This window comes from Agreia sp. Leaf283, from assembly GCF_001422485.1.
GTDB lineage: Bacteria > Actinomycetota > Actinomycetes > Actinomycetales > Microbacteriaceae > Agreia.
The window spans coordinates 858,126-872,795 of sequence record NZ_LMNF01000001.1 but is presented as its reverse complement, the minus strand read 5'-3'; the positions used below and the strand labels follow the sequence as shown (position 1 = coordinate 872,795).

12 protein-coding genes are annotated in these 14,670 nt (G+C 66.3%); 10 read left to right on the top strand and 2 right to left on the bottom strand.

Features of this window, described 5'->3' with window-relative positions; translation table 11 throughout:
• The first annotated feature begins 37 nt into the window (after positions 1 to 37).
• Positions 38 to 1,024 (top strand): porphobilinogen synthase, encoded by a 987-nt coding sequence (gene hemB, locus ASF51_RS03860; protein WP_055925408.1) that lies wholly within the window; start codon positions 38 to 40, stop codon positions 1,022 to 1,024.
• Positions 1,025 to 1,028: 4 nt separating this feature from the next.
• Entirely contained in the window at positions 1,029 to 2,393 is a 1,365-nt protein-coding gene (locus ASF51_RS03855) for a glutamate-1-semialdehyde 2,1-aminomutase (protein WP_055925405.1), read from the top strand.
• Positions 2,394 to 2,400: 7 nt separating this feature from the next.
• On the opposite strand, the gene ASF51_RS03850 is transcribed toward ASF51_RS03855, so the two are convergent.
• Complete coding sequence (locus tag ASF51_RS03850; RefSeq protein ID WP_055925402.1) at positions 2,401 to 3,204, bottom strand: siderophore-interacting protein; 804 nt, start codon at positions 3,202 to 3,204, stop codon at positions 2,401 to 2,403.
• Between the two features lie 45 nt (positions 3,205 to 3,249).
• Positions 3,250 to 3,681 carry an Asp23/Gls24 family envelope stress response protein gene (locus ASF51_RS03845; protein WP_055925399.1) on the bottom strand — a complete coding sequence of 144 codons (432 nt, stop codon included), beginning with the start codon at positions 3,679 to 3,681 and terminating at the stop codon, positions 3,250 to 3,252.
• Positions 3,682 to 3,794: 113 nt separating this feature from the next.
• Between ASF51_RS03845 and ASF51_RS03840 the strand changes: the two genes are divergently transcribed.
• From ASF51_RS03840 to ASF51_RS18930, 8 genes are all read left to right on the top strand, one after another.
• Positions 3,795 to 4,361: an RNA polymerase sigma factor gene (locus ASF51_RS03840; RefSeq protein WP_055925395.1), complete on the top strand. Its 567-nt coding sequence runs from the start codon at positions 3,795 to 3,797 to the stop codon at positions 4,359 to 4,361.
• Positions 4,358 to 5,011, top strand: a complete 654-nt coding sequence (locus ASF51_RS03835) for an Asp23/Gls24 family envelope stress response protein (RefSeq protein ID WP_200926082.1) — start codon at positions 4,358 to 4,360, stop codon at positions 5,009 to 5,011. Before ASF51_RS03840 ends, ASF51_RS03835 begins: the two co-directional genes overlap by 4 nt.
• Positions 5,008 to 5,340, top strand: coding sequence for a hypothetical protein (locus tag ASF51_RS03830; protein WP_055925392.1), 333 nt, complete (start codon positions 5,008 to 5,010; stop codon positions 5,338 to 5,340). Before ASF51_RS03835 ends, ASF51_RS03830 begins: the two co-directional genes overlap by 4 nt.
• A gap of 191 nt (positions 5,341 to 5,531) precedes the next feature.
• The gene (locus tag ASF51_RS03825) at positions 5,532 to 5,924 is read left to right on the top strand and encodes a hypothetical protein (protein WP_055925389.1); all 393 of its coding nucleotides are present in this window, start codon (positions 5,532 to 5,534) and stop codon (positions 5,922 to 5,924) included.
• A 10-nt stretch (positions 5,925 to 5,934) separates the two neighbouring features.
• Positions 5,935 to 6,546 (top strand): hypothetical protein, encoded by a 612-nt coding sequence (locus tag ASF51_RS03820; protein WP_055925386.1) that lies wholly within the window; start codon positions 5,935 to 5,937, stop codon positions 6,544 to 6,546.
• Positions 6,547 to 6,776: 230 nt separating this feature from the next.
• Complete coding sequence (locus ASF51_RS03815) at positions 6,777 to 7,502, top strand: hypothetical protein (protein ID WP_055925383.1); 726 nt, start codon at positions 6,777 to 6,779, stop codon at positions 7,500 to 7,502.
• Complete coding sequence (locus tag ASF51_RS03810; protein WP_157411995.1) at positions 7,499 to 14,047, top strand: DUF6531 domain-containing protein; 6,549 nt, start codon at positions 7,499 to 7,501, stop codon at positions 14,045 to 14,047. Before ASF51_RS03815 ends, ASF51_RS03810 begins: the two co-directional genes overlap by 4 nt.
• The gene (locus ASF51_RS18930) at positions 14,044 to 14,565 is read left to right on the top strand and encodes a DUF2247 family protein (protein ID WP_157411994.1); all 522 of its coding nucleotides are present in this window, start codon (positions 14,044 to 14,046) and stop codon (positions 14,563 to 14,565) included. The genes ASF51_RS03810 and ASF51_RS18930 overlap by 4 nt, the downstream gene beginning before the upstream one ends.
• Positions 14,566 to 14,670 lie beyond the last annotated feature (105 nt).

The window sequence follows — 14,670 nt, the reverse complement described above, 5'->3', positions numbered from 1 at the left end:
CGGCTTCCGCCCAGTTCACGCGATTAGGCTGGAACCCATGACTTCCGGCTTTCCTGTCGTGCGCGCGCGCCGTCTTCGCGCCACCCCCGCCCTTCGTCGACAGGTGGCCGAGACCCGGCTCCATCCCGCCGATCTCGTCCTTCCCCTCTTCGTGCGCGAGGGCGACGAGCCCCGCCCCCTGAGCTCCATGCCCGGAGTGGTGCAGCACACCCTCGACTCGGTCCGAGGCGTCGTCGCCGAGGCCGCCGCCGCGGGCATCGGCGGAGTCATGCTCTTCGGCGTTCCCGAGCACCGCGATGCCACCGGTACCGGCGCGACCGATCCCGACGGCATCCTGAACCAGGCCACCCGCGTGATCGCATCCGAGGTCGGCGACCAGCTGGTCGTGCAGACCGACCTGTGCCTCGACGAGTTCACCGACCACGGCCACTGCGGTGTTCTGGATGCCGATGGCCGGGTCGACAACGACGCCACGCTCCTGAGATACCGCGACATGGCGCTGGCGCAGGCCGACGCCGGCTCCGCGCTGCTCGGCCTCTCCGGCATGATGGACGGCCAGGTCGCCGCCGTGCGCGACGCCCTCGACGGGGCAGGCCGCAGCGATGTGGCGGTGCTGGCCTACTCCGCGAAGTACGCCAGCGCCTACTACGGACCGTTCCGCGAGGCCGTCGAGTCGACGCTCACGGGCAACCGCCGCAGCTACCAGCTCGATCCGGCGAACCGCCGCGAGGGCCTGCGCGAGGCGCAGCTCGATGTGGAGGAGGGCGCCGACATCGTTATGGTCAAGCCCGCCAGCAGCTACCTCGACGTGCTCGCCGACGTCGCAGCCTGGTCGCCGGTTCCCGTGTGGGCCTACCAGGTCTCGGGGGAGTACGCCATGATCGAGGCCGCCGCCGCCAACGGCTGGATCGATCGCGACCGCGCGATCCTCGAGTCGGTCCTCAGCATCAAGAGGGCCGGAGCCGACACGGTTCTCACCTACTGGGCGACAGAGCTCGCCACCACCCTTCGACAGGGAGTCTGACCCCATGACCCGCAACGACGAACTCTTCGACAGGGCGCGCCTCTCCATTCCCGGCGGCGTCAACTCGCCGGTGCGCGCCTACCGCTCGGTCGGTGGAACGCCGCGCTTCCTCACCTCGGCGAAGGGCGCCTACGTCACCGACTCCGACGGCACGCAGTACGTCGACCTCGTCTCGAGCTGGGGCCCTGCGATTCTCGGCCACGCGCATCCCGATGTGGTTGCCGCAGTGCAGGACGCCGCCTCCCGCGGCCTCTCGTTCGGGGCCTCGACCCCGGGTGAGACCGAGCTCGCCGAACTCGTGCGCGCCCGAGTCACCAGCGGCGGAGCGTCGCCGATCGAGAAGATCCGCCTCGTCTCCACCGGAACCGAGGCCACGATGACGGCCATCCGCCTCGCCCGCGGCTTCACCGGGCGCGACGTGCTCATCAAGTTCGCCGGCCACTACCACGGGCACTCCGACTCGCTGCTGGCCGAGGCCGGCTCGGGACTCGCCACGCTGGGACTGCCCGCATCCGCCGGCGTGCCCGCAGCGACGGCAGCCCTCACCCTCGTCCTTCCCTACAACGACCTCGACGCGGTGCGCGAGGCCTTCGCGCTGCATCCGGGTCGCATCGCCGCGATCATCACCGAGGCCGCGGCCGCCAACATGGGCGTCGTGGCGCCGGATGCCGGATTCAACGCCGCCCTGTCGGCCCTCGCTCACGAGAACGGTGCGCTGCTCATCATCGACGAGGTGCTCACCGGGTTCCGGGTGCACCCGGCTGGCTACTGGGCCCTCGAGTCCGAGGCCCAGGCCGCAGCGGGGTCGGATGCGTACAGTCCCGACCTCGTGACGTACGGCAAGGTCATCGGCGGCGGAATGCCCCTCGCGGCGCTCGGCGGTCGGGCCGATGTCATGGACTTCCTCGCGCCCGTCGGCCCGGTGTACCAGGCGGGCACGCTGTCGGGAAACCCGGTAGCCGTGGCCGCGGGCATCGCCACGCTGACGCTGGCCGACGCATCCGTCTACGCGCGCCTCGACGCGACGGCCGAGCTGCTGAGCGCATCCGTTTCGGAGGCGCTCGCCGACGTGGGCGTCGCGCACTCGGTGCAGCGCGCCGGAAACCTGTTCAGCTTCGTGTTCGGCGACTACTCGCCGTCGGCCGGGGGCGCCCCGCGCACCTACGCCGACGTGCAGCGGCAAGACGCGTTCCGCTATCCGGCGTTCTTCCACTCGATGCTCGACTCGGGAGTCTCGCTTCCGCCGTCGGTCTTCGAGGCGTGGTTCGTGTCGGCAGCCCACGACGACGAGGCGATCGGCCGCATCCTCGACGCGCTCCCGGCGGCGGCCCGCGCAGCGGCATCCGCGTCGCCCACGCTGGCGGTCTAGCTGCGCGTCAGCGCTTCCAGAAGCCCGAGAACGTGATGCGGCTCTTCGGCAGTCCGAGCGAGTGCAGGTGTCGGCGGCCCCCGGTGGCGAGGGCGGACTCGCCCACCACGAAACCGTAGCCGCGCGGGTCGACCGTGTTGCGCCTGCGCAGCGCATCCAGGGCCTTGCTGCCCGCGACCGTGTGCGTGTCGTCGCGAATCACCCAGGAGAGCGTCACGCCGGCCGGCTTCGCGAGGTCACGGGTGTCGTGCGCCGTCGGCACCTCCTGGATGACGTGGCCGACCGTGTCGCTCGGAAGCGATTTGAGGATGCCTGCGACAGCGGGCAGGCCGCTCTCGTCGGCGACGATCACCACCTCGGTCGCGTCGTCGGGTCGGTCGAACAGGATACCCTGGTCGAGCAGGGCGAGCTGGTCGCCTGGCCGGGCGCCGCAGGCCCAGATCGCGGCCGCGCCCTCGAGCTCGCCGCCCGGGCCGCGGTGGATCACGAAGTCGATGTCGATCTCGCGCTGCTCGTGGCGGTAGTCGGCCACGGTGTAGTTCGAGCAGTGCGGCCGGGTGTCCTCGGGAATCTCGAGGTACTCCTTCCACCACGTGGCGGCCGCGATCTCGGGCATGGCGAACTCGTTCTGGTGCGGGCGGCGCATGAACAGGCGGAACCAGTGGTCGTAGCCCATCCAGTCGAAGTCGGCGAGGCCGTCACCGGTGATCGTGACCCGCTCCATGCTGGGAGTCACGGGCGCGCTCGACACGACGTGCGCTCGAAAGAGCTGGGGATCGGCGGGTGCGGTGCGCGTGGCTCTCTTCGACATAAGGCAAGCCTAAGCTCACCTCATGCCGTCGAGCTCACCCCGGTGCTAGAGAACGCGGGCTTCGGCCTCGTCGTCGTTGTCGTCGTCGGAGGCGATGTGCACGTCGACGATGGTCACGTTGACCTCGGTGACCTGCATGCCCACGAGGGTCTCGACGGCGGAGATGATCGACGTGCGAACGCCATCGGCCACCTGCTGCAGCGGCGCCGGGTACTCGGCGACGATGGTCACGTCGACGGCGACCTGGGTCTCGCCGACCTCCACGCTGATGCCCTGCGACAGGTCGGTGCTGTTTATGGCACCGCGGATGGCGCCGAGAGCGCGGGCCGCGCCGCCTCCGAGGGCGAAGACGCCGGCGACCTCGCGTGCAGCGATGCCCGCCACCTTGGAGACGACGCCGTCATTGATCACGGTCTTGCCGAGGGCGGTCTGCAGGTTCGTGGGGGTGCTTACACTGGCGGGAGTCGTGCTGGCCATGGGGTGTCTCCTTTTTCGGTGTGGAATAGTCTCATTGATAGGTCGTATCTACTCGACGGATCGTCACAGATCCGCCGGAAACTTTTTCTCAGACGTCGGAACAGGGGAGTTCGGTGGATTCAGTTCCCTCTCGTTTCTCGCTCGACGAGGCCGACGACCGCACGCTCGCGGGGCGTGCGGCAGACGGCGACACCCGAGCTTTCGAGGTGCTGGCCCGGCGCTATGGGCCGTTGCTGCGCGCGTACGCCCGCCGCATCCTGGGCTCGAGCGATGAGGTCGACGACGTGGTGCAAGAAACGCTGATCACGGCATGGCGGGAACTGCCATCGCTCAACGACGGCTCGGTGGTCAAGAGCTGGCTCATGCGCATCGCGAGCCACAAGAGCATCGACCGCATCCGGGCCCGCAAGAACCACCTCGACGTCGACGATGTCGATGCGGCCCAGCCCGAGCGGCTGTCGCCCCACGCCGTCAGCCAGGCGACGTCGCTGCACGAGGCGGTGTCGCAGGCACTGGCCACGCTGCCGCTCGAGCAGCAGCGATGCTGGGTGCTGCGCGAGGTCGGCGAGCAGAGTTACGAGGAGATCGCCGAGCAGATGGGGATCCCCGCCAGCACCGTGCGCGGGCTGCTCTCGCGCGCCCGACGCAATCTCATGACCGAAATGGAGGCCTGGCGATGACCGATCTCGACAACGAGCGCGACGACCTCGACGGCCACACGATCGACGAGCTCAGCGACTATCTCGACCGCGGGCGCACGCCGCTCGACCCGTCTATCGAGGGGTCGCCGGGATGCCGCATCGCGCTCGGCTCCCTCGAGCGTCTGCGGCAGATCTCGCAGTCGCTCGTCGAGGTGGATGCCGCGGCCGAGGCCCCGCGCAACGACGACTGGTTGGGTGGGATCCTCGAGAGCATCGGCCGCGAGGCGCGGGCAGGGCGGGACATCCCGCTGCTGCCGCCGTCGCCTCGGGCCACCCTCTCGGTGACGGAGGGGGCGGTGCGCGGACTGATCCGGGCGGCGGGAGACCGCGCCGGCGGGCTGATCATCGGGCGCTGCCGTCTCGACGGAGACGTCACCGTGCCGGGCACTCCGATCACCGTGTCGATCGACGCATCGGTGTTCTGGGGCGAGCGCATCGTCGAGACCGTCGACCGGGCCCGCGAGGCCATCTACTCTGCGCTGCTCAAGCACACCGAGCTCACGATCGCGAGCATCGACATCACGGTGCACGACGTGTACTTCGCGCAGGTCGCGGAGCCCGATGTCTCGGCCTCGACCGATGCCCCGGAGCCCGACGCTTCGACCTCGACCGAAGGGGATGCGCTGTGACCGACGAGATGAGTGCCGCCGCCCTGACGATCGACGAGGTGGTGCGAGCAGTTCCCGGAGTCACGAGCGTCTACCCGCAGCTGCCTGAGATCCTCGGACTGCCCGCCCCCGTCGCCGGCCTGGCGCGCGGAGTCGCGGCGCACATCGGGGAGCCGACCCTGCGCATCCGGATCGGCATCGCCGATGTCGAATCGTCGCGCGCCGTGTGCGAGCGGGTGCACGCCGCGGTGCTGCAGCACCTGCTGCGGCAGTCTGCGGCGAATGCCGACATCGCGGGCGTTGCCGTGCCTCAGCCCCTGATCGCCGTGAGCGTCGTCGCGATCGGCTGAGCTGGCGTCATCGGTTCAAGGGACCGAGTTCTGTGTAACCAATTCAGGAGGAGCGCGCGGCCGCCGCCACTATCCACGAGGCCGCTCTCTCCTCCTGAATTGGTAGCGGCATCGCCCGTCGTAGTCAGATCGTAACGACGAGCATCCGGTGATTTACGCATATCACCAGCTATCGCGGGCAGGATAGACGTATGGCTGTTCTTCTCGTGCACACCGACCGACTCGAGATACGCCTGACCCGTGCAGAGAAGATCCTGTCGCTGCGCCGAACGAACATCGACATTCCGCTGGAGCGGATCCGCTCGGCCGTCATCACGGAGGATCCGTGGGTGTGGGTGCGCGGCATCCGGGCGCCCGGCTCGGCGGTGCCGAAGACGCTCGCCATCGGCACTTGGAAGGTGCATGACGGCAAGGACTTCCTGCTCATCAAGGGCACGCGCACCTCGGTGGTCATCGACATCGACGGCGACGGCTCGGAGTTCATGCGCGTGATCCTCACCACCACGCACGCACTCGAGCTGCTGCGTGCGCTGCGCCTTCCGCCGGCGATCGAGGATCCGGCGAAAGAGATCGTCACCGACTGAGGGGCTCGCCGTGACCGACGATGCTGCTGCCCACTACGCCGCCCACGAGACCTACTTTCGCGAAGAGGCCTGGGCGCTGATCGCTCCCGGTTTCACGACCCTCGACGAGGTGCTCGAGGTCATGATCGAACTCGTCGAGTACGACGACGACAACCCCACGACGGCGGCCCGCGCCGAGCAGATCGTGCGGCACTACTGGGCTCACCGGAAGGCCGAACTGGATGCGCCCGGCCCCCGGAAACCCAGCGACGACGAGCGGGTCACCCGTGCCTTCGTCAGCCTGCATCTGCAGGGCATCGTGGCGAAGATGAACGCCGGTTTCGACACCGACGAGGCGATCGCCGAGTGCGAGAGCGCCGTCGCGACCACGGCGTCGGGCCCGGGCTTCGTGTTCTTCCATGGGCAGGATGCGGCGCGCCTCGCCTACCCCGGCGCCACCCTGTACATCGGCTACGGAGCGGTCGTCGCGCCCGGCCCCGGCTGGGTCGAGGTCGCCGAGAAGGTTGCGAATGCGGCCGTCGCCGCGTTCCGCGAGCAGGGTCTGGATGCGCAGTGGGACGGCGATGTCGACCACCGCATCGAGCTGCAGAACGTGGTCTGGCGCAAGCCGCTGCCGACGTAGACCGATTACGTACGTGTGCTCTTAAGTAGGGCTTGAACCTTAAGAGATGATGCGACCCCCAGTTCGAGGGCCAAGTGGATCGCACTTCCGCATGCCTCCGCGGTGGAGCTTTTGTCAGCTTTTCGAGAGTTAGTTTGCGGGTTGTGCCCATGTTGCTTTGATCGCTACTTTGGGCCCGAGCCTTTCGGGGGAATGGCTTCCATCCCTTTCTCCTGGTCTGAAGGCTTGCCATGTCTGTGCTCTTCCGCGCGCTCAGCGCCATGTTCGCTCTGCTCGTTCTCGTCGGGTTGGCGTTCGTCGCGACTCCCGCGCAAGCGGCGACTGCCGCTTCTGCTGCCTTTTATGCGGCCCCGTCGGCGTTGGGCGCTGATTGCGAGGTCGAGTCGGATGCTGCGAATTGCGACATCGACAGGGACCGCATTCCCGACGTGGTCGAGCAGGTCGTCGCGGGCGGTCTGACCGGCGCCACGGGCACCGAGGACCACGACGGCGACGGCATCCCGTCGTGGACGGAGGTGCTCGCCTGCGGCACGGTGACGTGTGCGGATTCCCGCGCAGACGCCGACGAGGACGGCATCCCGGACTACGCGGAGCAGTTGGTGTGCGGGTCGGAGACGTGTTCGAACAGCAAAGAAGACGCCGACGGCGACAAGGTGAGCGATTGGATCGAGTTCGTCATCTGCGGTGACCGCACCTGCGCCACGGGTCTCGAAGACTACGACGGCAACGGTGTCGCCGATGCGGCGGAGTTGCAGGCCTGCGTGAAGGACACGTCGGGTTTGGCGCTGACCGGGTTCGGTATCGTCGGCATCCTGGCCGTCATCGCCGCGGCGCTGGTCGGGCTCGGTGTGCTGCTGCGCATCCGCCGCCGCAACGCAGCTGCCGCCTCCGCCACCGCGGACGCGGCGGCGGCTGCGGCTGCGGGTGACGCCGAGCTGGTCGGTTCGAACCTGTGACCGGTCGCATCCGCCCCGCCGTGACGGCCGGGCTTGCCACCCTGACCCGAAAACTAATGCGCACGCCTTCTCGCTGGGCTCGCCGCCACGGCAGAACCCTCGCGCAGGGCGTCGTCACGACGACCGCCGTTATCGCCCTGACCCTCACGGTCGGCGTCGCCCCGTCGATCGCATCGCCCGCCCTCGTCGCGCAGCGTCAGGCGGAGAAGACCCTCGCCGAGGTGCGCGACGCGGCCGCGAAGACCCAGCTCGCCCCCACCGAACCCGCCCCCGCCGCAGACCCCGCCGGTGAAGGAACCATCACTCCCGACCAGTCCTCCACGATCACGGCGCAGGACCCGAATGTTGAGGTCACCTTCTCGGGCCACGAGATCGACGAGAAGCTCGACGTCGACATCACACCTCTGCCCGACACCGCTGCTAAGTCTGCCGAGACGGAGACAGGCGGCACCGCTGTGGGAACTCCCGTCGACATCACCGCCACGACCGATTCCGGCGCAGAGGTCACGACGTTTCCCGCCGACGCCACGCTGACGGACCAGGCGAACGGCACGCAGGTGGCAACGGACGTGGTTCCCGGCGTGGCGCTGGAGATGGCCGTCACCGACAAGCAGATCAAGGGTCTCGACCCGTCGTCGCTGCAGATCTACACCCGCGAGAACGCGGGCGACCCGTGGGTGGCGCTTCCGTCGGTGTACGACGCGGATGCCGGTGTGGTGCGCGGCGAGTCCGGTCACCTGTCGCAGATGGTCGTGATCGGTATCGCGTTCATCGCGCCTCCCGGCCCGAAGATCGTTCTCGATCCAGACGACGATCTGGCCTATGTGACGCAGCCGGCGCCCGAACTGCATGAGCTGCCCTTGAACATCCAGCTGGCGCAGCAGGTGAGGCAGCGCCTCGAGACGAATTGCCGCGCCGATGTGACGATCACGAGGGAAGATCCGAACACGCCGATCGTGTCGACGCAGCTGCGTGCCGACATCGCGGCGGCGGCGAACCCCGATGCCACGATCACGCTGGCGTTCGACGCCATCCACACCGATGAGGCCTGGGATGCCGACGGCACCGAGTCGGGTGGACGCGTCTATTACCGCAGCAATCCGCAGGATCAAGCCCTGGGCGACACGGTGCTGTCGACGATGCCGGCCTACGTGCAGCGCCCCTTCAAGCCGGGCAACCTGTCGTACTTGCCCGCTCCGGAGTTCAACAATGTGCCCGGCGCGTATACGCACTTCGAGACGCTGTTCCTCGACAGCAACTACGACCGCGCCTACATCGATGATCCCGAAGGCTTCGCGTTCATCTCCGCCGGAGTGGCGGCGTCGCTGAGCGTCTACCTCGCTGACCGCTTCAACTGCATCGACCCCGCCACTGGTGGTCTTCCCGGGCGCCCGACCCAGGCGCAGCTCGACCACTGGCGAGACCTCGGCTACCAGAACTACGAGATGTACGGTGCCGAGCCGGTGTCGTTCTCGACCGGAAACCTCATCGAGGCCGCGCCGCTGTTCAAGCTCTCCGGCCCGGGCAACTCCGACCTCGACCTCAACCTGATCTACAACTCGCTCGACGGCCGGGACTCGCGCGTCGGTGCGGGCTGGTCGTTCGCGTATGGAGCCCGGGCGCAACGCTACGAGGACGGTTCCGTGCTGGTGGTGCGCAACGACGGGGCCACCTTCGACTTCGCCTCCGATGGCTCGGGCGGCTACATCGGTGAGCCCGGGCTGTTCCAGACGCTGACCAATGACGGCAACAATCAGCTGACGTTGACCGCCGTCGACGGTGAGTCCTGGGTGTTCGACGCCGCCGACATCGATGGCGTCGGCGAGCTCGTCAAGCACACCGACCAGCAGGGCAACGCGACGACTCTCACGTATGGCGCGACCGACTGGCGTGTGAACAAGTTCGCGCCCCTGCAGTCGATCACCGACGCTGCGGGCCAGACCATCACGGTCGGGTCGGATGCCGAGGGTCGGCTCACATCGTTCACTCACCCCGACGGCCGCACCTGGAGCCTCGGATTCGACGCGAACGCGAACCTCACCGCGATCACCAACCCCGATGGTCGGGTGCGCTCCTACTCCTACGACGACGCTCACCGCATGGTCACGGCCACAGACGCGCTCGGAGTCACCTATCTGACGAACGAGTTCGACGCCGAGGGGCGGGTCGCCAAGCAGACCGACGCCGACGGCAACGTGCGTTCCCTGAGCTACGACACCGCAGCGGGCACAACGACGTACACCGACAACGAGGGCACCGAGACGGTCTTCTCGTACGACGCGCAGCACCGCATCACGGGCAAGACGGATGCGGAGGGCAACTCCACTGCCTACGTCTACAACGACCTCGACCAGGTCGCCGCGTACACCGACAAAGCCGGCCATGAATGGGCGTACACGTACGACGCGACCGGCAACGTCGCATCCACGGTTCTGCCCGACGGTACGACGACCACGTTCACGTACACGCCCACCGGCGAACTCGCATCCCAGACCGACGAAGGCGGGCCGGATGGGGCCGAGCGCACGACGAGCTACCAGGTCGACCCGCTCGACCTGGTCACCGGCATCACTCAGGCCGACGGCACCGAACTGGCCCGCACGTATGACGGTCAGGGAAACCTGACGTCGTCGACGACTCCGTCGGGTGCCACCACGACGTATGCCTACGACAACCGGGGCAACGTCACCACGCTGACCGACCCCAACGGCAACGTCACCTCGTTCGCCTACGACGCGGCGAACCGGGTGACCTCGACCACCGACCCGACCGGCGCGACCACGACGCTGGCATGGGATGCCGGCGACCGGCTGGTGTCGAAGACGGATGCGATGGGCGGGGTCACGTCATACACCTACGACGCGAATGACAATCTCACCAGCTCGACGGATGCGGCCGGTGCCGTGACCTCGTACGCGTGGAACAACGCGTTCAACCTCGTGGCCGTCACCGCTCCCGACGGCGGAACGACGAACTACGAGTACAACACTGAAGACGAACTGACCAGGACCACAGACCCGCTCGGCAACGTGACGTCGTTCGTGCTCGACGACCTCTACCGTCCCGTGACCGTGGTCGACCCCAAGGGTGGCGAATGGGACCGTACGTACGACGAGACCGGCAACCTGCTCAGCCAAACCGATCCATCGGGTGCCGAGACGACGTACGTCTACGACGAGCTGAGCCGGGTAACGAGCGTGACCGGGCCCACGGGGATCACGTCGTCGACTTCGTACGACTCGGTTGGGCGCGTGGCGAAGTCGACGGATGCCGACGGCAACAGTGTCTCCTACGTCTATGACCTGCTCGACAGGATCACGCAGGTCACGGACCAGCAGGGTGAGACGTCCACGTTCACGTACGACGTGGACTCGAACCTCGTCGCCTCTACCGACCGGCGTGGTAACGAGACGACGCTGACGTATGACGCGAATGGTCAGCTGACCGGGTCGGTCGACCCGACCGGCGCGGCCACCCAGCTCGTCTACGATCCGGCGGGTCGTGTGCAGGAGCAGATCGACGCCCTCGGACGTTCGAGCACCGTGTCGTACGACCCGCTCGGCAGGGTGACCGCAGCGACGAACCCGCTCGGCGACACCACGACCTATGGGTATGACGCGGTGAGTCGGTTGACTGCGATCACTGACGCGAACGGCAACACCTCGACCACGGCGTACAACCCGACCGGCACGGTCGCATCGACCACGAACGCGGTCGGCTCGACGACAACGTACGGGTATGACCTGAACGGTCAGCAGACGAGCATGGTCGATCCGAACGGTAACGAGACTCGCTATTCCTACGACCCGGCCGGCCAGCTCGCGAAGGTCGTCGAGGGCTTTGACGTCGACGTAGATGCTGCAGCGACGGGCACCTCGGATGTGAACGTGACGACGGTGTACGACTGGACCGAGACCGGAAACCTCGCCTCGATTCTCGACCCGAACGGTCACAAGACGTTGTTCGATTACAACGCGGCCGGTCAGGTCACGTCGGAGACGAACCCTCTCGGCAAGTCCTGGAACTACGCCTACGATTCCCTCGGACGCCTCGCGTCTCAGCTGGACGGCAACGGCCAGACTACGAACTATTCGTACACGTCCCGGTCCGACCTGGCCCAGGTCTCCTACCCGACCTCGAGTGTGTCGTTCGAGTACGACGCGAACCAGCAGCCGATTGCGATGACCGACCCTCTCGGTGTGACCGGGTGGAAGTACGACGCCAATGGGTTGATGACCGAGCAGATCGACGCCAACGGCTCCCGCCTCGGCTACGCCTACGATGCCGCCCAGCAGTTGACTGCGTTGACGATGCCGACGGGCGAGTCGATCGGGTACGAGTACGACGATGCCGGGCGCCCGGTGGCGCAGACCTCCCCGTGGGGCAACATCGCCTACGAATGGGACCCGGCCGGGAACCTGACGACCATGCTTCGCTCCACCGGAGTCTCGACCGATTACACGTATGACGCGGCGAACCGGGTCACCCAGATCCAGCACGTTGCCCCCGCCGACCCGAACGCGGCACCGGCATCCACCGTCGCACCGGAGGCCGCAGCGGTGAAGCCGGTGACGACCGAGGTCGACCAGTGCGTCACTGCGGCCGGGTATCTCGAGAACCGGGCCATCCCTGCCGCGGGTTCGTCGTCGCATGAGTGTGTGAAGACGGGTGACTACCTCGACCGCCGCACCGTCCCCTCGCTGCCGAACCCGGTGGAGAACGTCGACACCATCACCTTCGACTACACGTACGACCCGGCAGGAAACGTCTCCAACGCCACAAGAACTCTCGGGGCACTCGATGACCCGGCCACCCCTGACACCGGAACAACACCCGGTTCGGCGACTATGCCGTCGGTGACGGCTCCCGATCCGACCCCAGCGTTCCCGTCGGTACTCGAGACCCCGGATGTCGACTCCCGCGACTACGCATACGACAGCCTCAACCGGCTCGTCGGCAGCGAAACCAGCAAGGGCAACACCGCCGAGTACGCGTACGACCCGGCCGGCAACCGAGTCCAGGCCACCACGACGACCAATGCGGGAACGACGGATGTGACCGCGTCGTTCAATGAGGCGAACCAGCTCACCGGAAGCACCAGCAACGGCGCATCCTCGAGCTACGGGTACGACGGCAACGGAAACCGCACCACCCAGAACGAGAACGGCGTCACCACCGACTTCAGCTACCAGACCGATAACCGCCTCACCGGAGTGAGCCGCGACGGACGCTCGACGTCGTACGCCTACGACGGCGCCGGCCGACAGCTGAACACCACCGAGACCTCTGGCCTGGGTTCGCAGACGACGAAGAGCGTTTGGAACGGCACATCAATCGTTCAGCAGTCGAACACCGCATCGGGAACCAGCACCCTCATGCGCGACGCCTTCGGCGAGGTCGCCCTGCAAACAGCCGACGGAAGGGACGCCTCCTGGGCGCTCTTGGATGGGCTCGGCACTACCGCAGCTCAAGCTGTAGGCGGTTCGGTCGCTCAGTTGTCGACGTTCGATGACTGGGGCAACCAGTCCTTCGACACTATTGGCTGGAACTCCGCCGTCAACTACACCGGAGAAACCACCGACCCCGGCTACGGACTGAACAACTACTACTCCCGGACCTATGATCCCACCACCGGGACGTGGATGTCCCAGGACTCCTGGCGCGGGCTACTCTCCGAGCCGCAGAGTCTGAGTCGGTACGCCTACGTCGACAATGGCCCGACGTCCCGACAGGATCTGCTCGGCTACTGCTATGCCGACAACTCCGGCGCGTATCTGTACGGCGGGCCGTGTCAGGTGAAGCCGACACCGGTCAGTTCGATTCCCTCATCGCGGGTCATGGAGGCGTACTCGTCCGAAGGCAATCCTGGTCCCCACACCACGGAGTGGGAACCACAGGTCTACAGCTACGACCCCTCCGGCGACCTGCAAGCAATCCCCGCACGGCACGTCCAAGGCTACGACGGCGCCTTTCCAGGGTACGAGGATGGATTCACCATCAGTCCTGAGGCGGCCGAGGCGCTAGGCAAGTCGTTCACTGAAGGCGCTTGCAAAGCATCCCGCAATTACGGCTACGCCGGAACCTGCTCTGCGACTGAGTCGGCTGCATCGGATCTGGCGCTCTCCAATCTCATTGGAGTAGCAACGGATGCATCTGAGTGGTTCTTTGCCCTTTGTATGGCCGACTTTTCAAACCCCTACTGTGGTGGATTTAAAACGGCCGGATTGGGAACGGCGGCGGCGGGACGTGCCATTGATGAAGCCGCAGTAACAGCCATGCTTGCAGGCGCGAAGCCAATTGGCAGTGCACTCAAGACGGACACTTATCATTTGGCGCCGGTGTTTGTGCAGGATTCGATTGCCGCCGACTCGACTGTCTTTGCTATCACAGGCGAGGACGGTGCCGCCTACACTTTGATCCAAGCGCCGGCGAATGTGAATGGCGTTGCGGGTCGATTCGAATGGCTGATTAATGGCGCGGGAGAGATGACACACAGGGCATTCATCGCAGGCGGGTCAATCAACGGACGGGTGAATGCCAGATGATTTCGCTTCGCTTTGATGCCCTACGTCGTGCAGATTTAAGCATCGAAATATCCGTCGATACGGTGCCAGACAGATTTCGGCCCAATCTCTCGGAATTGAGGCGAGCGCGCGCGGGTGGCTATATTTCACAATCTGACGTCGTCGAGTTTGCATTACGTCAGTATGGCTCGACGAACCAACCATCGATTTTGAATCAAATAGCTCTCCTGCTATCCGACGAGGTCAATCGCGTAGATGAACTCTTGTTCGACGGCGAAACGTCAGACGATGCCGCTGATGAGTCGGAAAAGATCTGGCTATTTTTGTTCCTACGCGAGATTGATCTGCATCCATCTCGGTGGTCGGAGCCTCTCGTTGCTATTGAACTTGTTAGTGACGAGTTCGGAAATCCGGACGAGACTCAGTCACTGATCTATTACGCCTCGCCAACATCCGACGAAGGTGAGTTGGGCAACATAATGGAACGACTCCACCGGTATGTCGAGGCCCGGGATGCGTACTACTCACGGCGTGATTGACGTCGACTAGTGAGCAGATCGGGTACGAAACATGACCATGTCGGTCGGTCAGTGGCACAGAGAAGCGCAGAAGTCGGATTCTTGCGTTCAGGCGACAACCGCGTT